Origin of the sequence: Streptomyces verrucosisporus, assembly GCF_017114865.1 — a bacterium.
GTDB classification, from domain to species: Bacteria; Actinomycetota; Actinomycetes; order Streptomycetales; family Streptomycetaceae; genus Streptomyces; species Streptomyces fenghuangensis.
This window is the reverse complement of record NZ_JADEYH010000030.1, coordinates 17,305-36,289: the sequence shown is the minus strand read 5'-3', so window position 1 is coordinate 36,289 and position 18,985 is coordinate 17,305. Positions and strand designations below refer to the sequence as shown.

The window sequence follows — 18,985 nt, the reverse complement described above, 5'->3', positions numbered from 1 at the left end:
AAGTGACACACGATCAGCGCCTTCCGGTCAAGATTTCCTCTGGGGGCGGACCTTTTTATGGCCGGATCCAGGCGGCTCACAGGTTCCGCGCGGAGGGAGGCCGGTGCCAGAGGCCGGTGGTCCGCTCCGGTCGGCCGGAGCGGGTCGGAAGCAGGCCGCGGATCAGGTCGACGACGTCTCCGGCATGGTCGTTGAGGAAGAAGTGACCACCCTCGAACACCTGGGTGCGGAAGTCGCCCGAGGTCTGCTCCCCCCAGGTCCGGGCCTCCTCGACCGGCGCCTCCGGGTCGCGGTCGCCGGCCAGGGCGACCACGGGGCAGGACAGCGGTCGGCCGGGAGTGGCTTCATAGGAGGCGAGGGCCCGGTAGTCGCCGCGCAGCGCGGGCAGAACCATTTCCAGCAGGTCCGGGTCGTCGAAGACCGGTGCGTCTGTGCCTCCCAGCCTCCTTATCCTTTCGACCAGTTCGGCGTCGCCGACAGGCTGGTCCCGGCTCCTGCCCCGGGCGGCGGCCGGTCCGCGACGGCCCGACACGACGAGCAGATGGGGCTCGCCGCCGGGCTGCCGGGCGAGCCGTACGGCCACCTCGTACGCGAGTGAGGCCCCCATGCTGTGCCCGAGCAACACCCGGGGCACGCGTTCCGGCGGGCCCAGTGCCTCGGTGATCAGGTCTGCCAGCAGATGCAGATCCTCGACGGGCGCCTCACGCAACCGGTCGAGCCGCCCCGGGTACTGCACGGCCACCACGTCCACGGCCGGAGCGAGCGCGACGGCCAGGGGCTGCCAGTAGGCGGCGGAACCGCCCGCGTGCGGGAAACAGACCAGCTCGCACTCCGCGTCGCCGGCGCCTGTAACCGCTTTCCCCACCGCCGGGAAGCGCCGAAACCAGACATTCCACGGTTGCCGGTTCACTTCGGCCGAACCCGCCTTCCCGTGCCCGACCGCACTGTTCAGAGCGCCTGCTTCGCGGCGCCCTCGCACCTCACCAGACATCCAGGGACCTCTCGAACGGATTTGCGTGTCGTGCGTCCACCCGCATCGTCGCATCCCCGGGTCGTGTACCACTCGGCATTTCCCATCACGTCCCCTCGTCCTGGCCACCCCGCACCGCGATCACGCCGCCGCGCACCCCGCCGGCCCGCTGCGTCGCGCAGAGACCGACGAGGACGGGAAGCCGCCGTCCAGGCAGACCGGTCTCGCCGTCGCAGCGGATGGCCGGCGTGATGAGGAGCACCAACGGCTCCGGCGGGGGCGGCGAGATCACTCGAGGGCGAAGGCCTCCACCGAGTGCACGATCGCCTACGCGGACGTGGAGGCCCCCTGGACGGTGACGATCTCCGACTCCCGCGAGGAGGGGTCCTTCCTCACCCGGTGCAACGCGGAGCCGGGCAACGGCCTGCCGACCGGCGAGGGCGCAAGGGCGAGGCTCCCGGCGGACACACCGTCCGGGTCGGGCCGGGCTGCGTCGAAGGTTCCGTCCGGGTCACGATCCGCGCCCGCACCCGTCTGCGGCGGGCCGTGTGATGTGAGATGGGGGTGGAACACCCGTACGGGACGAACGAGACCGGAGACGGCGAAGGGCAGACGTGGCACGAACCCAGGACATGCGCGGAATCGCACAGTCGGTGGCCCAGGGAGCCGATCCGCGGGCCGTGGCCGAGGAGGAGCTGCGCCGGCGACGGCGCGGCGGGGCCGGAAGCGGTGGAGACGGTGAGGGCGGCGGGAACGCCGAGGGCGGCGCCTCCCGTCAGGAACCCTCCCAGCAGGACGGCATCGACCCGGCCGACTTCCCCGCCGCGCGCGATCAGGGCGGCGGTTCCATCGCCACCGTCATGACGCAGCGGACCGTTCCGCTGGCGGAGGCCGGGGAGGCGCTCAACCGCAGCGAGCAGCGGCGCGAGGGCGGCGGGCCGGTGCACGCCATCTGCCCGATGGTGCTGCCGCGCGGACGCTCCCTGCTGAGCATGCTCCCGATGCTCATGCTGCTGGTGGTGGGCGCGGTGGGCTCCTCGGTGGTGTCCGCCGCCGGTGGCAGCGCGCTGACCAACCCCCTGTTCGGCCTGCACTACTGGGTGCTGGCGGTGCTGGCCGTGGCCTTCGTGTGGTGGCGGCAGGGCATGGTGATGGTGCCGGACGGCTGCCAGGCGCTGATCACCCGCTTCGGGAAGCTGGAGCAGGTGGTCGGTCCCGGCCGGGTGATCCTGCTGAACCCGTGGAAGCGGGTGTCGTACATCCTCAACACCACCCGCGAGTACCCGTTCAACGCGCCGGTGCGCGAGGCCCCGACCCGCAGCGGGGTGAAGGCCTCGATCGACCTGTTCATCCAGTTCCGGATCAACGACCCGGTGGAGTTCGTCTACACCCTCGGCGCGGTCCGCGGCTTCGAGGAGAAGCTGAGCAACGCGGTCAGCGAGACCATCCGCAGCCTGATCTACGAGCAGGAGGCCGCCGGTATCTACGACATGGTCGGCGAGGACACCGGCCGGCTCCTGGAGCAGCTCAACCAGCAGTTCCAGCCGGCGGTGGAGCTGACCAACGCCAACATCACGCACGCCGAGCCCTCCGACCGCAACTACCGCATGGACCTGGCGGCCCCGGAGATGGTGCGGGTCGCCAAGGAGGCCTACACCCACGAGTACGCGCTCCAGCTCCGCAAGGAGCAGGACGAGGGCGACCTCACCAAGGAGCTGGCCGGCCTGCAGGAGACGTTCTCCGCGATCCAGGCGGAGATCGCCCAGTACCAGGCCCAGATGGACACCGCCGTGGAGCGGGAGACCAACCGGGCCCAGGCACTGGCCCGGCAGCGCTATGTGCAGGCCGAGTCGGAGGCGAAGGCCAACGCCGCGCTGCTGGAGGCGCAGGCCCTGGACATCCGCGCGGTGACCGCCGCCGAGGCCCCGGAGATCCTGGAGTACCGCTACCGGCAGCAGATGCTCGACACCCTGGAGCAGGTGGCCGACCACCTGCCGCAGCTGGTGCGGGTCGGCGGCGCGGAGGAGTCCGACGGCACGGCCGGGGTCGACTTCCTGCGGCTGGCCCGGGAGATGATCGGCGAGCACGGCACGGAGTTGTTCACGGACGCCGACATGGCCGCCGTCCGCACCCGGCTGCGGGAGGTCTCCGAGCGCATCGAACGGCGCCAGGAGGAGATCCGCGCCCTGCTGGCGGAGGAGCGGCCGACCGTACCGGCCGGGAGCGCGGCGGTCTCCGCCGGCGCACAGGCCGCGGTCCCGGAGGCGCCCGGCGGGGTGCCCGGGGCGCCCGGATCACCTGAAGCGCCCGGGGCGTCCGCGGCCCCCGCGGCGTCCGACGACGACACCGAGGAGGCCGCGCGGTGAGCGCCGTGTCCACCGCCCGCAGGTCGGTCATCTCCGAGGCCGTCGCCCCCTGGAGCGAGATCGCCCAGCTGCTGCGCGGCGGCGAGGCGGGCACCCTGGTCCCGGTCATCATCCCCCGCCACCGCCGTCGGCTGTGGTGGCTGCTGCCGCTGTGGCTGGGGGTGTTCGCGCTGCTGAGCGGCGTACTGCTGAGCGCGGGCGACTCCGGCGGGCTGACCGGCGCCGCCCGTGACTGGCTGGCCGCACTCTCCTACGTCGTGGGCGTCCTCGCCCTGCTGGTCGGGGGGCTGTGGTGGTGGCGCTCCTCGATCGTGGAGATCGAGCAGGGCACCAACGGGGTCCTGACCCGCTACGGCGCGGTCACCCGCACCCTGGACCCCGGCCGCCACTACCTGTGGCACCCGTGGTCGCGGGTGGAGTTCGTGGTGGACACCGCCACCGAGATCCCCTACTCGGCCCCGGTGATGGCCTGCCCGACCCAGGAGAACGTGCCGCTGCGGTCGATCGAGTTCTTCCTGAAGTTCCGCATCACCGACGCGGTGCTGTTCGTGCGGACCATCGGCGCGGGCAACTTCGACCTGGTGCTCTCCAGCGCGGTGCAGGACGCCATCCGGCAGCGGGCGCGCCGGATGCGCACCGAGCGGGCCTACGACCTGCGGGGATCGGACGTGGCCGACATGCAGGAGCTGCTCAACCGTCAGCTCTCCCGCTACGGGGTGCGCATCACCGGCTGCAACATCCCCGACGTGCAGCTCCCGGCCCAGTACCAGCAGCACCTGGCCACCCGTGAGCGGGTCGCCAAGGAGCGCGCCGCGTACGACCAGGAGTGGGGCCTGACCCGCAAGCGCCGCATCGACAGCCTCCAGATGGACATCGAGCGGGCGAAGAAGGTGCGCGACGCGCGCATCGTCGAGGTGAAGGCCGCCCTGAACCGGGCGCGCGAGGAGGTGGCCCAGCTCCTGGAGGAGCAGGAGACCAACGCGCAGCGGGTGCGGTTCGAGATCGAGACCCGCGGGCGCAGCGGTCTGATCGCCGCCGAGAACGAGGCCCGCGCCCAGCGCCGGCTGGCCCAGGCGTACCGCGACAACCGGGCGGTGCTCCAGTACGAGCTGGCCCGCCGCCGGCTGGAGGTCGGCGCGGCCCTGGCCGGCAGCGCGCCGCGGCCGGTCGTGGTGCGCACCGACGGCGCGGGCGGCGGCGACACCTCGGCGCTGTCCACGCTGCTGACGGCCCAGCTGCTGCCGCGGCTGGCGGCCCTGCCGTCCGCGCAGCCGGCGCCGCGGTCCGGCGGCGCGGCGGACGACGAGGGCTGAGCCCCGCCCCCGTCCGCCCCGTCCCCGTCCGCCCGGCTGGAGCCGGGCGGACGGGGACGGGCACGCCCAGGGCTCAGGCCCTCGGGGTCCTCCCGGGCGCCGAGGGCCTGAGCCGCTACCCCGCCTCCCAGGCCCGCACCAGGTCCTCCGGGCCCCAGTGCGCTGCCAGGGGCAGTCCGTCGGCGACTCCGCGGCGGGAGACCGCGACCAGCGGGGTGTCCGGGCCGGTACCGGGCACGGAGAGCACGTCGCGCGCCAGGGCGTCGTACTCGCGGCGCCCGAAGGGCTGATTGTCCAGCCACTTCACCGAACCGGCGAAGTGCACCTTCCCGGCCACCGGCTCGCGGTCGGCGCCGATCAGGTCGATCTCGGGGTTGTTCCGGCGGTTCCACCAACCGCCCACGGCCTCCGTCTCCGGCCAGTGGGCGTCGGGCAGCAGCCGCGCCAGCGATTCGCGGACTAGCGGCTCGACCGCCCGGCCGCGCCAGGTGGGCCAGGAGCGTTCGATGCGCGCCAGCGCCACGTCGCCCCGCCCGCGCTCGGCCAGGGGGATGGCCCGGTGCAGGAACGCCAGCCAGAAGCGCAGGTAGTGGTCGGCGACGCGGTAGCGCTTGTTCTTGGTGTCGGGCTTGTCCGACAGCGGCAGGTCGACGGCCAGGACGCGTTTGTCCAGGAGCCTCTTCAGCAGCGGTGAGAGCGTGCCGGCGGGCAGCGCGCCGGAGCCGCCGGCCTGGGCCGCGATGGCGCTGAACGTGCGCTCGCCGCTGCCCACCGACTCCAGGACCGCGCGCGAGTGCGAGGTCTCGGGGAACTCGCCCAGCAGTGACAGCTCCCCGGCCACCAGCAGGGGGGAGAGCGGGTTCGTCACGGACTCCCGCAGGAATTCGAGTCTGCTCGTACCCGGCAGCCAGGCCCGCACGATCTCGGGAAAGCCGCCGGTGATGAGCATGGCGTCCACGGCGTCCGCCGCGTCCAGACCGGTCATCTCCCCTACGTCGGCCAGGTTCAGCGGCTGGACGACCGTCTTCGTCGCCCGCCCGAAGAACGGGCGCTCGTACGACTGCAGCGCGTCCATCACGGACATGTCGCTGCCGACCAGCACCAGCAGCACCGGCTTGGCCGACAGATACCGGTCCCAGACGGTCTGCAGGGCCCCTTCGAACTCTCCGTCCCGCTCGACCAGCCAGGGGACCTCGTCGATCACGGCGATGCTCGGTCTGTTGTCCGGAACCGCGAGGGCGAGCGAGCGGAGCGCCTGGTTCCAGTCGTCCGCGCGCAGCCCCGCGACCAGTTCCGCTCCGGGCAGAGGGGACTGGGCCAGAGCCGCGGTGAAGTCCGCGCGTTCGGAGTCGGGGTTGCGGCCCCTCGTCGCCTGGAACACCACATACGGTGCCCCCGACCGGTCGCAGAACTCCTGCACCAGACGCGACTTCCCCACCCGTCGTCGCCCCATCATGATCAGGGCGCGGCCTCGGGTGGCCCCGCGTCCCTCCTCGACATCGCCCAGCAGGCGGCCCAGCAGCCTCAGATCCGCGTTTCTTCCCCGGAACTCCACGACGCCTCCCAGGAAACTAAGATCGATTCTTAGTTAGATTCAATCTTACTTTGTTGCGCCGACTTTTCTGATCACATGAAGTTGCGGGTGTGGAGCGCGGAGAGTTCGGCCGCCTCGTCGGCGGGGAAGCCGAGGTGGACCAGGCGGCGCTGCCTGCCCTCGTCCATCTCGGCCTGGAGGGCCAGGACCGCGTCGTGGCCCCGGCCGATCGCCTCGGGGGTCCACTCGCCCGCGGCGAGGACCACCAGGGAGTCGAAGACGTCCGCGTTGAGGCCCGCGGTGTCGGTGAGGGCGTCGTGGCGGCGCTCCACGGCCGCGCGGAGCCTGCCGCGCAGGGCGGGATCGACGGTGCCGCGGTGGTGGAGGTGGGCGACGCCGAAGGCGACGTGCCGGGCCTCGTCGCGGCGGGCCAGGGCCGTGACGCGGCGGGTGACCGGGTCGGGGGCATGGCGCTCCAGGAAGGCCAGCAGGCTCAGGAAGCTGCCCTCGCCCAGCACGGAGAGCAGGAAGGAGGCCAGGGAGAAGTCCGGTTCGGTCAGCAGGGTGTCGAGCGACTCCCGCCCGCCGGCCGAGGACGTGCCCATCTCCCCGCCCCGCAGCAGGGCGCGGCGGGTGAAGACCTCCACGTGGCGGGCCTCGTCGGCCGCCTGCACGGCCAGCAGCTGGACGACCTCGCGGAAGTGCGGGTGGATGCGCGCCAGCAGCCGGGCCGGGACGACGAGGGCGGCCTGCTCGTTCTCCACCAGATAGGTCATCACCTGGACGACGGCGCGCTCGATCTCGTCGGGGAGCGCGAAGGGCGCCTCCCAGTCGACGGCCCGGCCCGGGTCCCACTGCTCGGCCGCCGCGCGGGCGTAGAGGTGGGGGGCGACATCGGCCCAGACGTGGTCGCGGTCCGCCAGGTCGAAGGGACCGGCCGGGCCGCCGCGCTCGACCAGCGCGCCGCGCGCCGCCAGGCCCCAGGCGGGCGAGGGGCGGGCGGCGAGGCCGTCAAAGCCGGGGCCGCCGGCCCGCTCGGCACCCGACCAGCGGTCGAGGTCCGCCCGGCCGCGGACGATCCGGGCGCGGACGCCGCGGGCCCCCTGCCCGCCCGGGGCACCGCCCGGATCCGGTGCGCGCAGTTCGTGGCCGTGTGCGCGGCACCAGGCGCGCAGGTGGACCAGGAGCGCGGGATCGTCCCCGGTCACCGCCAGTTCCTGGCCCGGACGCAGGTCCCGCAGCGCGCGCCGCACCAGCAGATGCGCGCCCCGCTCGAAGCCCAGCGCCCCGAGGCGGAGTGTCCGCGGACCGGGCCCGGGATCAAAGCCGGGGCCGTGTCCGGCCGTTGTCACGGCGCGTACTCCGCCGCGGTGACCCGTCCGGACGGGTCGTAGAAGCCCGCCTCGTCCACCGCGGCCTCCAGCAGCGCGTAGCCGGTGGTGCGGCCGGGGCGCCAGGCGGTGAGCCCTTCCAGTTCCAGCAGGGGGCGTGCCTCGGGGTCGGCGAACGACATGGACAGCAACAACTCGCCGAACCGCCCGGTCAGTTCGGCGGGGGCGTCGTCCGCGACCGTCATGTTGCAGTGGTCGTACGGCTCCGTCTGGGCCAGCACCCGTGTGCTCCCGGGCGGCAGCGTCCCCTCCCGCCCGAACAGCAGGTGGTTGGCGTCCAGGAGGCAGGCGGCGTCCGCCTCGCCCGCCAACAGGGCGCGTGCCGCCTCCCGCTCGCCGCCGACGTGGTCGCCGTGGAGGCCGACGCCGTCGTCGAAGCGGCGGACGCGGAAGTCGCCGCCCGGGCGCAGCCCCGTCCGGCGCAGCGTCTCCAGCGGCAGCAGGGCCGCCTGGGGCGAGTCGACCGCCCCGACGGCCACCGTGCGCCCCTTGAGGTCGGCGAGGGTGGCGACGGGCGAGTCGTGGCGGGTGACGACGACGGAGGTGAGGTCCTGGTCGGTGTCGCGCATCACCAGCGCACGCACCTCCCGGCCGGCCGCCCGCGCCATGCGGTCGGCGCGCACCCAGGCCAGCGGCGAGTTCCAGGCGGCGTGCAGCCTCCCGCCGAGCAGGTCCTCGACCTGGCGCTCGTAGTGCGAGTAGAGGAGGAAGTCGAAGGGCAGGCCCCGGGCGCGCAGCCACGCGCGGAAGCCGGTCCAGATGGTGACGGTCTTCGGGTCGTAGGCCACGGCGCCCATCAGCAGTGTCAAGGGTCGCTCTCCTCACATGGCGGCGATCTCCGCGAATCCTAGGAGTACGGGACGATCCGGACAACCACGCCCCGGGCGCGTACGCGTGAGGAGCCGTCGGACGCCGTCGCCACGCGGACGCGGCGTGCGGACACGGCGGAACGGGGCGCGGTCAGGGTCGCGCGGTGCGGTCCTCCGGGTCGGGCGCGCCGGCGGACGGGCGCTCCTCCTGCCGGGTGCGGGCGCTGGGCTCGCTCTCCAGGACGTGCTCGACGATCCTCGTCACGGCGGCGAGCCCCTCGGGGGAGAGTTCCAGAGCGCGCAGGGCGAGCTTTCTGACGCCCATGTTGTGCGCCACCTTGGCGAGTTCTATCTCCGCGTCGGTGCGGGCCGCGGCGCGCTCGTCCAGGAAGTAGGAGGCGGGGACGCCGAAGAAGCGGGCCAGGGCCCCCAGGAGCTCGGTGGAGGGGTTCTTCTTGGTGCCCTTGCGCAGCGCCGACAGATAGGCGCCGCCCACCCGGACGCCGGGGTCCGCGCGTTTGACGGCGGTGGCGACCTCCTCGTTGGTGTACCGGCGGCCCTTGGAGCCCTCCGGACGGACGGTGTCGAAGAGCCGGTCGAGTCTCTCCGCCAGCGTCCGATCCCCGCGGGTGTCGGACACCGCATCCACCTCCACCGCACCGGAACAGACCAGGAGTCGTCACCGCATCATAACTCCTGTCGACCGGAGGGGAGTTGACAGGTCAGTGATTCGGAAGCCTAAACTCACTCATCGCGTTCACTCAACTACCAGTTGAGTTGAAGAGTGAACAGTTCAACCGCAGGTTCACCACCGCCCATGCGCCGGACCGCACGACCGGGGGAGAAGGGGATCGATGAGTACTGCGCCGAGGACGACCGAGGAGTACGCGCCGTCCCCCTCGTGCTGTCCGGGAGGCGGTCATCGCCCCCTGACCGATGACCTCACCGGGTTGCTGGTGAGGAGGGCCTGGGAGATCAGGGCCTCCCAGGCCCTCGCCTCCGCCCGCCGGCAGCACAGGCCGCTGGCGCTGCTGCTGGGCGACCTCGACCGCTTCAAGGCCGTCAACGACACCTACGGCCACCTCGCCGGGGACGCCGTGCTGCGCGCCGCCGCGGACGTGCTGCGCCGCGTCGGGAGCGCTGCCCCGAGCTGCGCCGGAGAAGCGGTCTGCGGGCGTTACGGGGGCCACGCGGGCGACGAGTTCCTGGCCCTGCTGCCCGGCGCCGGCGCCGAGGAGGCGATGGCCGCGGCCCGGCTCGTCCAGCAGGGCGTGCGGGAGATGTCCGTGCCGGCCCCGGTCAGCCGCGGCACCACCGTGACCATCACCGGGCAGACCGTCTCGCTCGGTGTCGCCGTCTGGGATCCGGCCGACCCCGCCCCGGGCGGGCTGTCGGACCTGCTGCTGGACTCCGACGTGGCGCTGCGGGAGGTCAAGCGCGCGGGAGGCGGCCGCATCCGGCTGGCCGGCGCCCCCGGCACGCCCGACCCGCGTCCGGCGCCCCTCCGGCCCGGCCCCTTCCGGGCGATACCGCCCGCCGCCCGGCCGAGCTGGCTGCCGTACGGCGGGACGCACCGCGCCGTACCCGCGGGCACCTGGTGGGACGCGGTACGGGTGCCGGGGCGGACGGGGCTGCTGGTGCTCGACGCGCTGCTGCGCTACGGCGACCGGCCGCCCGGCCCGGTCATCGCCGACCTGCCCGGGGAGACCGGCGGGCCGGGCGGAGCACCGGAGGGGGGCTGGGAGCGGTCGCGGGCGTACTTCCTCATCCCGCCCAGGGCCGCCGACCGCTGGGAGCTGCCCGGCACCCGTGTGCTGGGCCGCGGCTCCTACGTCGTCGTGCCCGATGCCGCCAGCGTCCGCCCGCCGGGTCCGCACTGGATCGTGCCGCCGGCCGCCGATCGCCGGCTGACCAGCATCCGCGCGCTGCACGCGGCGCTGGAGACGGCGAAGGCGGCCGAAGCGGCCGGGGGCGCCGCGCGGGCCTCCTGCGCGTAGGGCCGGAACCCCCGCGGGAAGCGAGCCGTACTGGTCGTGCGGAGCGTGCCCGGTGTGCGGGGTCCGCTGCCGCGGCTCCCTTCGGCGCGCGGTCTCCAAAGTCCCCCGGCTGTGGGTCATACCGGCACTCTAGAAGCGCCTGCCCGCGCTTGTCCCGGCCTTCGCGCCACCCTCCGCGATCGTCATATGCCGCTGCGTGCCGAACCCGGCGGCGGGCGGGGCGGGTTCGGCGAGAACGGGTTCGGCGAGCGGCTCGAACACCGGGCGCGGCTCGCCGCCGTCGAAGGTGAGCGCGAAGGAGGCGTCCAGGGCCCTGGCCAGCCGGGCGAGCACCGCCAGGGTCGGCGTGCCCCCGCCCAGCTCCAGCCTGGAGACCTGCGGCTGGCTCATGCCCGCCCGGCAGGCCAGTTCCGACTGGGAGATGCCCAGCGCCCTGCGGCGCCCGTACACGGCACGGCCCAGTCCTTCGGAGACCCTCGCCTTCTCCCTGGCCCGGTCCGCCTCGTCGTGGACGTACTCCGCGCCGGCCCACCGGGCGCGGGCGGCCCCGCGCCGGAGCCGGCCCCCGGCCGCGCCGCCCCTCACAGCGCCGCACCTCCCGCCGTCTCCGGGGCGGCCTCCGCACCGGAGGCACCGGAGGCACCGGAGGCACCAGGTGCGTTGCGGGCCCGGAAGGCCTCCTTGACCTCGCGCCACCGCCGCTCCTGCTCCCCCGTCATACGGCCGCGCAGCTCGGCGAGTTTGAGCAGGTTCGCCTCGGCGTCCGCCGACAGCGTGCGGGCCTCGGCCGTGTAGTGGTCGTCGATCAGCGCCTCGACCTCCTCCTCCGTCATCACCGGCGCCAGGCGGCCGGCCAGCTTCCCCGTGTCGCGGTAGGAGCCCTGGAGACGGAACGGCGGCTCGGTGCGGGCCGTCTCGTCGCCGGAGGCGGAGGCGATGTAGGCGGCGTTGACCGCCAGCACCGCGGCCCGCACCCGCAGCAGACCGCGCAGCGCGCCCAGCACCTGCTCCAGCTCGGCGGGCGCGTACGGGTGGGACAGGCGGTCGGGCCGCGCCGAGGGGTCGCCGTCGGCCAGCCGCACCAGCAGCTCGGTGTCGGCGCGCTCGCGCGAGGCCAGGGGCGCCAGCACCGGATTGGCGGTGAGGGAGTTCTCGATGTGGCTGAACGCGAACAGCTCCTCCCTGCCGGACAGGACGTCGCCCAGGTTCCACACGTCCGCGCGGTTGGCGAGCATGTCCGGGACGCGGAAGCGGGCGCCGGACTCGGTGAAGGGGTTGCCCGTCATGCACACCGCGAACCGCTTGCCGCGCAGGTCGTACGTGGCCGGCCGGCCGTCGGAGAACCGCACACCGTCCAGGCGGCGCTGGGCGTCGCACAGCGGGATGAATCGCTGGAGCAGCTCCGGCGAGGTGTGCTGGACATCGTCGAGGTGGAGCAGGACGTCGCTGCCCGCCTCCAGGGCGAAGTTGATCTTCTCGACCTCGCGCCGCGCGGTGGCGTCCGGCGCGGCGGCCGGGTCCAGGGAGGTGGTGCGGTGTCCCAGCGCCGGGCCGTCGACGCGGACGAAGGCCAGGCCCAGACGGGCGGCGACGTACTCCATCAGCGTCGTCTTGCCGTAGCCGGGCGGGGAGAGCAGCAGGAGCAGGCCCTGGCTGTCGGTGCGGCGGTCCTCCCCCGCCGTGCCCAGCTGCTTGGCGAGGTTGTCGCCGATCAGCGGCAGGTAGACCTCGTCGATGAGGCGGTTGCGGACGAACGCGGGCAGTACGCGCGGCACGTACGCCTCCAGCCGCAGCCGCTCGCGTTCGGCGTCCAGCAGTCCGGCGCGGCGGCGGGTGTAGGCGCGGTGGGCCGGGACGCGGACGGCGCGGAACCCCCCGGTGCGGTCGAGGAACTCGTCCAGCCGCAGCGGCAGGGCGCCGCCGGCGATCCGCGGGTGGGTGCCCAGCAGCCCGGTGACGACGGTGGTCAGCGGCGCGTCCACGTCCCGGTGCTCCAGCTCCTCGCCGCACAGGGCGACGGCGACGGCCTCGGGCAGGTCGGGGGACGGCCCGGCGCCCGGCCCGTCCTCGCCTCCCTCCCGGGCGGCGGACTCGGCGTACGCGCCCAGCCAGGCGGCCGCGAGCTGGTGGCGGGCCGCCGGTGACCCCGGATCGTCCGGCGACGATCCGCCGAGCGCCCGCAGGTCCTCGGCGAACTCCTTGGCCGGGGCCGACTGGGCGCCGCCCAGCGAGGCGTGGAAGCCGTCCAGCAGGGCGCGGGCGGCGGGGCCGACGGCGAACCGGCCGCCGCTGAAGGCCAGCTCCTCGGCCAGATACGCCCCCACCGCGGCCGGGCGCGGTGGTACCGGCAGCCCGGATCGCTCCAGGAACTCCTTCACCGCGCCGCTCAGTTCGGCGGCGAGCGGCGCCGGCGCGCCGTGCGCGCCGAAGGCGGCGCGGGCCCGGGCCAGCGACTGGGCGCGCACCGTCCAGGCGGCGCGTGCCGCGCCGTCCGCGCCGTACGCCCAGAACAGCTGCGCCGCGGCCCGCACTTCAGGGGTGAAGCGCAGCAGCCCGGCCCCGGCCCGCAGCCGCAGCGCCGCGGCGAGGATCGCGGCGGCGTCGTGGTCGTGGACGCCCCGGTCGTACCCCTCCTCGTAAGCGGTCTCGGCCGCCCGGCGCACCAGCGGCAGCAGGCTCCCGGCGTCCGCTTCCCCCGCGTCCGCGCCCGAGGCGGCCTCGTCGGGAGGCAGGTCCGCCAGCACGCCGGCCGCCAGGTGCTCGGCGCGGTAGACGTGCGGCGACTCCGAGACCAGCGGCTGGTCCCAGAACTCGCGGGTGGCGGCGAAGTCCGGGTCGCGGACGGCGGCCCGGTAGCCGGTGCCGGAGACAGCGAAGGCCAGCCCGTCCCCGTGCGGGACCAGCGTCACCTCCAGCGGCCTGGTGCTCACCGCGAAGCGGTGGCGGCCCAGCCGCACGGTGCCGGCTCCCCCGCCGGCGTCGGCGCCCAGCTCGACGCGGTCGCGCAGGGCGCGGTCCGCCTCCTGCCGGGCCGCCGCCAGGGATGCGGTCAGCTCCTCGGCGCGCGCGGTGTCGCCCAGTGAGCGCAGCTCCTCGACGGCGGCGCGGATCCGGGCGACCAGCGGATCGGCGGCGAAGTGGGCGGCCACCTCCTCGGCGGAGGCCAGAAAGGCGCAGCGGCGCGCGACGGTCTCCAGCACGCGCGCGGCGGACACCGCCAGGCGCTCGGCGCGCCGCGCGCGCTCGTCGGCCTGGGCCTGGCGGCGGGCGGCGAAGGTCTCGCGGATCTCCTCGCGCCGCTCGGCCAGACGGGCGAGGAAGTCCTCATGGGCGCCGAAGCGGGACTCAAGGTCCTCCAGGCGCACCAGCAGCCGCCCGAGCTGCTCGTCGCACTCGTCCGGCGTGCCGGCGGCGGCCAGCGCGCCGGTGACCGCCTGGCCCAGCAGGGCCGTCTCGGCGGCGAACTCCGCCCGCCCCTCGGCCTCCAGCAGCTTCCGGCGCCGGCCCTCCAGCACGGCGCGGGCGCGGTTGACGGCCGCCGTGGCCTCGCCGATCCGCTCCAGTACGGCCGTGCGCACGGTGGCGTCGCCGACCTCCAGGGAGCCGATCACCTCGGTGACGGCGCCGAGTCCGTCGGCGTGCCCGGCGATCCGCTCGCCCAGCTCCTCCGCCTCGGCGGCCGTGGCGGCAAAGGCGGCGCGGCCGGCCAGTTCGGCCACGGCCGCGCCCACACCCTCGAAGGCATCCGCGCGGGAGAGGTCGGCCGCCGCCCGGCGGCCGGTGGCGGCCAGCGCCTCGTCCAGCTCCGCTCCGAGGGCGTCGATCCGGCCGGTGTCGGCGTGGCGCAGTTCGCGCAGGGTCTCCACCGCGCCCCGGGCGCGGCGCAGCCCGGCCAGAAGGTCCACCCAGCCGGCCGCCTCCCCGGGCACCTCGCCCCGGGCGCGGCGCACCAGCGCGGTGGTGCGCGCGGCCGTCTCCTCCACGGCCGCGGCCGCCCTCTCGCGCAGCTCGGCCACCCGCGCGTACTCGGCGACGGCCTGCCCGGCGGCCTCGCGCAGCGTCCGCAGGGGCTCGCCGAGCCCTTCCAGCTCCCCGGCCAGGCCGGGCGCGTCCAGCCAGTGGTGTCGGTCGGCGGCGCGGGCGCATGCGGCGGTGACCGCCTCCAGGGCGGCCGCCGTGGGCAGGCCGCCGCCCGTGCCCCGCGCCGTCCAGCCGGTCACCCCCTCGGCCAGCCGTACGACGGACAGGCAGTCGGAGATGCCGCGTACCAGCTCGGCGTTGCCGACGCGGGCCAGCGGCCCGTCCCCGGCCGGGCCGGCGGCGCGGGGGTGAAGGGTGTACGGGGTGTTCCACAGCCGTACCGGGTGCGCCGCCGTCTCCTCCCCGCCCGGCGCCCGGCCGAGCACGGCCAGGGTGCCGTCGTCGAAGAGGGCGTGGCCCAGGGCGGGGATCGGGGCGGCGGCCTCCTTGCCGATGAGGTTGTAGGACAGCAGCAGGGAGCGGCCCCGGGCGGGTGCGTGGAAGACGTACAGCACGTCCTCGCCGCCCGGCGAGCGCACCTCCGCCTCGAACTCCATCCCCTCGGTGTCCGCCTCGAAGGTGCGGGCGGCCGAGCCGGCGGGGGCGTCGGCGAGGTAGCAGCCGCCGGGGAAGACGACGCCCTGGTCGTCGGGGAGGCGGCGGCACGCCTGCCCGATGCCGTCCAGCCGCAGCACCTCGCCGGTGCGGGTGTTGAAGACCAGATGGCGGTGGGCGGCCTCGTTGTACGGCAGCACGCGCAGCAGGACGAGCGGGCCGACGCGGGCGTGGGCGATCTCGGCGTCGGCCAGGGCCTGCAGGGGGTCCTCGACGGGCTCGCTGTGGACGCCCTCGGCGGTCTCGGTGTCGTTGCCGGTCTTGACGGTGAGGAAGCCGCCGACGGTCGAGACGTACAGCGTCCCGCCGTCGACCGCCACATGCGGGTGGCGTCCGGTGACGTGGTCCTCGCGGGCGGCCGGCGTCCAGACGACGTCCTGTGCTGAGCGGGGTGCGCGGTCGAGGTGGTCGCGCTCGCCCTTGTCGTCGAGGTAGGCGACCGTACCGCCCTCCTCGGCGCGCCAGCGCAGGACGCGGATGTCGGTGGCCCGCTCGCCGATGGAGAAGACGGCCAGCAGCAGCGGTCCGGTGCGGCGCAGTCGCAGCAGCCGGGCGTGCCGGTAGTAGCGGAACAGCTCCTCGACGTCGCGGTGGAGGCGCGGGTCGTCCAGCAGGCCGGGCACGGCTTCCGGTCCGGTGGGCTCGAAGGCGGGCGGTCCGCCGCCCTCCGCGCACAGGCGGTGGAGGGTGAGCACGTCGGCGACCGACTCCGGCCGCCCGTGCCCGGCGGGCGGGTTGGCGCCCAGCAGCAGCGCCCCGCCGACGGCTACCGCGTCGCACGGCACCCGGGGCCGCCCGGTGTCCAGCCGGGCGGCGCCCGCCAGCTCCAGTCCGGCGCCGCCGAAGGCCTCGGTGCGGCGGTCGTCGAGGGCCCGTGCCCGGGCCGCGAGATCCGCCGCCGCGGCCGCCATCCGGTCCCGCAGCACCTCGTGGGCGCCCGCGTCCGGCCCCGCGTCCGGCCGCGCCTCCGGCCCCATGCCCGGTGTCCGGCGTGCCTCGGTTGCCACGTGCCCTCAACTCCTCGCTCGTTCGGCGTCCTTCGTGGGGTGTGCGGGTCAGCGGCCCGCGGGTGCGCCGTTCGCGGCGGCGTGGGTGCGGGCCGCCGCGTCCGCCGTACCGGCCACTCCGCCCGCCAGGGCCGACAGCGGCAGGTCGGCGACGCCCGAGCCGCGCACCGCCTCCAGCAGGGAGGCCAGCTTCGGTGCGTCGGGGCCGCCGCCCGCGGCCAGCCTCGTCAGCAGGCCGGCCAGGGTCACATCACGCAGCCCCGCGGCGCCGAGCCCGGCGGTCGCGGCGGTCAGGTCTCGCGTGAACGTCGAGTTCTCCTTGTCCAGCCAGGGGCCCGCCATGGCCTGGACGGTCTCGCTGCGGTTGACGAAGCCGTCGACGCTGCGGCCGGCGGCGATGGAGCCCACCAGCTTGTCGAAGAAGACCGAGTCCCCGCCGACGATGTCGATGTTGGCGTTCTCCAGACCGGTGGCGATCAGGGTGGCCTGGGACTCGGCGATCTGCCGCTGGACGTCGATGCCCGCGATGCGGATCTCCTTCTCCGCCTCCAGCCGCAGGCGGTACTCCTCGTGATCCCGGCCCGCCTCGTCCAGCCGGGCCATGGCGCCGGCCTTCTCGGTCAGCCCCTCGGCCTCGGCCTTGAGCTTCTCGCGCAGCCCGTCGGCCTGGGCCAGGGCGAGCTCGCGCTCGGCCTCGGCCTCGGCACGGCGGGTCTTGGCGATGGCGTCGGCCATCCGCTCCTGGACATCGGCCTCGGCGAGCCCGGCCGCGGCGGCCTCGGCCTTGCGGCCCTCGGCCAGGCGCACGGCGGCGGCCGCGTCCATCTCGGCGGCCTTGCGGCGCGCCTCGGCCATCGTCAGCTCCTCGGCGGCCCGGTGCCCGGCCGCCTGCTCGGCGGCCTCGGCCGCCTTGATGTCCTTGACCAGCCGCTCCTGGGCCTGGGCCTCGGCGGCGATGATCAGCGCCTGGCGCTCGCGCTCGGCCTCCTCCACCGTGCGCAGCTTCTTGATCTCCTCCTCCTGCTGCGCGACGGTCTTCTCCACCGCGATCCGCTCGCGGACCACGTCGGCGATGTCCCGCTTCTCGGCCTCGACCTCCTTGTCGGCGGCGATCCGGCGCAGCTGGGTCTCGCGTTCGCGGGCGATGACCTCCAGCAGGCGGTCCTTCTCGATGCGCTCGTTCTCGATGGCCACGACCCGGTCGCGGTTGAGCTTGGCGACGGAGATCTCGCGCTCGCGGTTCTCGTTCTGGATGCCGAGGGCCTCCTCGGTCTTGATGTGCGCGGCGTGGGAGCGCAGCCTCTCCTCGGCCTGGACGCGGGCGGTCTCGGCCTCCTCGCGGGCGCGCACGGTCTCTATCTCGCGCTGCTGGCGGATCTCGGCGTCGGCCTGGCGGCGCTCGAGTTCGAGGACGGCCTCGCGGGCCTCGACGTTCTGCCGGGTGATCTCCTTCTCCTCGCTGCGCTGGAACTCGTTGGTGCGCACATGCTCGACGGCGGTCAGCTCGGTGATCTTGCGGATGCCCTGGGCGTCGAGGATGTTGTTCCCGTCGAGCTGCCTGAGCGGGGTCTGCTCCAGGTAGTCGATCGCCGCGTCCTCCAGGCTGTAGCCGTTGAGGTCGGTGCCGATGACGGCGATGATCCGGTCGCGGAACTCGTCGCGCTTGGTGTAGAGGTCGGCGAAGTCGAGCTGCTTTCCGACGGTCTTGAGCGCCTCGGAGAACTTCGCGTTGAACAGCTCCTGGAGGGTGGCCCGGTCGCTGGCCCGCTCGGTGCCGATGGCCTGGGCGACCTTGATGACGTCCTCGACGGTCTTGTTGACGCGGACGAAGAACGAGATGCGGATGTCGGCGCGGATGTTGTCCCGGCAGATCAGTCCCTCGCCGCCGGTGCGGGCGATCTCGATGGTCTTCACCGAGATGTCCATCACCTCGGCCCGGTGCAGCACGGGCAGCACCACGGTGCCGGTGAAGGTCACGTCGACCTTGCGCATCTTGGAGACGATCAGCGCCTTGCCCTGTTCGACCTTGCGGAACAGGCGGCTGACCACGATCAGCAGGGCGATGCCCATGAGCAGGAGCACGGCGATGAGCACGCCGAGGCCCGTGGAGATGACGTCCATGGCGGTGGGTTCCTTGTGAGGTCGTGTACTTGAGGTCTGGTGGACGGGCCCGCGGCGGGCCCGTGGTCGTTCGGCGCGGGGGTTCAGCGCGGCAGCCGGCCGGCGTCCGGACCGGGGTCCAGTACGGGGTCGCAGGGCATGACGTGGAAGAAGCCGCCCTCGGGGTCGTAGTCGAAGACCAGCGCGGTGCTTCCGGCGGCCAGGCCCGCGGCGCCCTCGCCCCGGGCGCGCACCTGGACCAGATGGGCCGAACCGTCCTCGGCGGTGATCTCCGCCTGCCCGAAGCGGTGGCTGACGTGCCCGGTGCGGATGGTGCACACCCGGCCGACGAGGTCGCGGTGGCCGGTGCCCGTCTCGCGCGGCGCCAGCCGGGCCAGCGGGCGGACCAGCAGTCGTGTCAGCCCCCAGGCGGCGAGCAGCGCGGCCGGCAGGACCAGCAGGCGCGCCGGGGTGCCCCCGCCGGCCCGGTCGACCAGCACCGCACCGCTCAGTGATGCGAACCAGGCAATCGAGATGAGGAGCGACAGGGAGACGGAAACCGGTGCCCCGCCGAGTCCGGCCGCCGCGAGAACCGCCGCGGGGCCGGCCCCGGACTGGTCGCAGTGGCCGGCGTCGATGCTCTCACCCCCGTCGAGGGCATCGACGCCGACCGCTCCGACCAGCACCGTCAGCCAGTAGAAGAGCACCACCACAAGTCCGAACCCGAACAGATTGGCGGGGAAGCTCATGGCCGTATGCATGAACTCGCTCATCGTTCCACCCCCGTACCGGTCGCGGCGTGACCTCATGCTGACACTCCGGAACCGGGGCGCACATTGCCAGGATCCGGCAATCTTTACGCC

General features: G+C 74.4%; 13 protein-coding genes. 3 read left to right on the top strand and 10 right to left on the bottom strand.

Annotated features, from left to right (window positions below; translation table 11 throughout):
• Positions 1 to 76: 76 nt before the first annotated feature.
• Positions 77 to 865 carry a thioesterase II family protein gene (locus tag IQ279_RS23795; protein ID WP_307792506.1) on the bottom strand — a complete coding sequence of 263 codons (789 nt, stop codon included), beginning with the start codon at positions 863 to 865 and terminating at the stop codon, positions 77 to 79.
• Between the two features lie 211 nt (positions 866 to 1,076).
• The gene (locus IQ279_RS23790; protein WP_206351277.1) at positions 1,077 to 1,232 is read right to left on the bottom strand and encodes a hypothetical protein; all 156 of its coding nucleotides are present in this window, start codon (positions 1,230 to 1,232) and stop codon (positions 1,077 to 1,079) included.
• Positions 1,233 to 1,602: 370 nt separating this feature from the next.
• Here IQ279_RS23790 and IQ279_RS23785 point away from each other — a divergent pair, with 370 nt between their 5' ends.
• Together IQ279_RS23785 and IQ279_RS23780 are read left to right on the top strand one after the other, a co-directional pair.
• The gene (locus IQ279_RS23785) at positions 1,603 to 3,336 is read left to right on the top strand and encodes an SPFH domain-containing protein (RefSeq protein ID WP_206351276.1); all 1,734 of its coding nucleotides are present in this window, start codon (positions 1,603 to 1,605) and stop codon (positions 3,334 to 3,336) included.
• Positions 3,333 to 4,649, top strand: coding sequence for an SPFH domain-containing protein (locus IQ279_RS23780; RefSeq protein WP_206351275.1), 1,317 nt, complete (start codon positions 3,333 to 3,335; stop codon positions 4,647 to 4,649). Before IQ279_RS23785 ends, IQ279_RS23780 begins: the two co-directional genes overlap by 4 nt.
• A gap of 115 nt (positions 4,650 to 4,764) precedes the next feature.
• On the opposite strand, the gene IQ279_RS23775 is transcribed toward IQ279_RS23780, so the two are convergent.
• The 4 genes from IQ279_RS23775 to IQ279_RS23760 form a co-directional block, all read right to left on the bottom strand.
• Complete coding sequence (locus tag IQ279_RS23775) at positions 4,765 to 6,204, bottom strand: ATP-binding protein (RefSeq protein WP_206351274.1); 1,440 nt, start codon at positions 6,202 to 6,204, stop codon at positions 4,765 to 4,767.
• Between the two features lie 71 nt (positions 6,205 to 6,275).
• Positions 6,276 to 7,535: a sulfurtransferase TusA family protein gene (locus IQ279_RS23770; protein WP_206351273.1), complete on the bottom strand. Its 1,260-nt coding sequence runs from the start codon at positions 7,533 to 7,535 to the stop codon at positions 6,276 to 6,278.
• Positions 7,532 to 8,383 (bottom strand): phosphate/phosphite/phosphonate ABC transporter substrate-binding protein, encoded by an 852-nt coding sequence (locus tag IQ279_RS23765; protein WP_241028626.1) that lies wholly within the window; start codon positions 8,381 to 8,383, stop codon positions 7,532 to 7,534. The genes IQ279_RS23770 and IQ279_RS23765 overlap by 4 nt, the downstream gene beginning before the upstream one ends.
• A 151-nt stretch (positions 8,384 to 8,534) precedes the next feature.
• Complete coding sequence (locus IQ279_RS23760) at positions 8,535 to 9,023, bottom strand: XRE family transcriptional regulator (protein WP_206351272.1); 489 nt, start codon at positions 9,021 to 9,023, stop codon at positions 8,535 to 8,537.
• 214 nt (positions 9,024 to 9,237) lie between these two features.
• Between IQ279_RS23760 and IQ279_RS23755 the strand changes: the two genes are divergently transcribed.
• Complete coding sequence (locus IQ279_RS23755) at positions 9,238 to 10,380, top strand: GGDEF domain-containing protein (RefSeq protein WP_206351270.1); 1,143 nt, start codon at positions 9,238 to 9,240, stop codon at positions 10,378 to 10,380.
• 129 nt (positions 10,381 to 10,509) lie between these two features.
• Here the strand turns inward: IQ279_RS23755 and IQ279_RS23750 are convergent, their stop codons facing one another.
• From IQ279_RS23750 to IQ279_RS23735, 4 genes are all read right to left on the bottom strand, one after another.
• Entirely contained in the window at positions 10,510 to 10,965 is a 456-nt protein-coding gene (locus IQ279_RS23750) for a helix-turn-helix domain-containing protein (RefSeq protein ID WP_206351268.1), read from the bottom strand.
• Positions 10,962 to 15,992: a DNA repair ATPase gene (locus IQ279_RS23745; RefSeq protein ID WP_206351301.1), complete on the bottom strand. Its 5,031-nt coding sequence runs from the start codon at positions 15,990 to 15,992 to the stop codon at positions 10,962 to 10,964. Before IQ279_RS23745 ends, IQ279_RS23750 begins: the two co-directional genes overlap by 4 nt.
• 78 nt (positions 15,993 to 16,070) lie before the next feature.
• Positions 16,071 to 18,143 (bottom strand): flotillin family protein, encoded by a 2,073-nt coding sequence (locus tag IQ279_RS23740; RefSeq protein WP_206351267.1) that lies wholly within the window; start codon positions 18,141 to 18,143, stop codon positions 16,071 to 16,073.
• A gap of 83 nt (positions 18,144 to 18,226) precedes the next feature.
• Positions 18,227 to 18,895, bottom strand: a complete 669-nt coding sequence (locus IQ279_RS23735; protein WP_206351265.1) for an OB-fold-containig protein — start codon at positions 18,893 to 18,895, stop codon at positions 18,227 to 18,229.
• Positions 18,896 to 18,985: the final 90 nt, after the last annotated feature.

Bases quoted from the DNA above. Each gene is read 5' to 3' on its own strand.
- IQ279_RS23785 (WP_206351276.1), top strand. From the start codon at position 1,603: ATGCGCGGAATCGCACAGTCGGTGGCCCAGGGAGCCGATCCGCGGGCC.
- IQ279_RS23755 (WP_206351270.1), top strand. From the start codon at position 9,238: ATGAGTACTGCGCCGAGGACGACCGAGGAGTACGCGCCGTCCCCCTCG.
- IQ279_RS23745 (WP_206351301.1), bottom strand. From the start codon at position 15,992: ATGGGGCCGGAGGCGCGGCCGGACGCGGGGCCGGACGCGGGCGCCCAC.
- IQ279_RS23740 (WP_206351267.1), bottom strand. From the start codon at position 18,143: ATGGACGTCATCTCCACGGGCCTCGGCGTGCTCATCGCCGTGCTCCTG.
- IQ279_RS23735 (WP_206351265.1), bottom strand. From the start codon at position 18,895: ATGAGCGAGTTCATGCATACGGCCATGAGCTTCCCCGCCAATCTGTTC.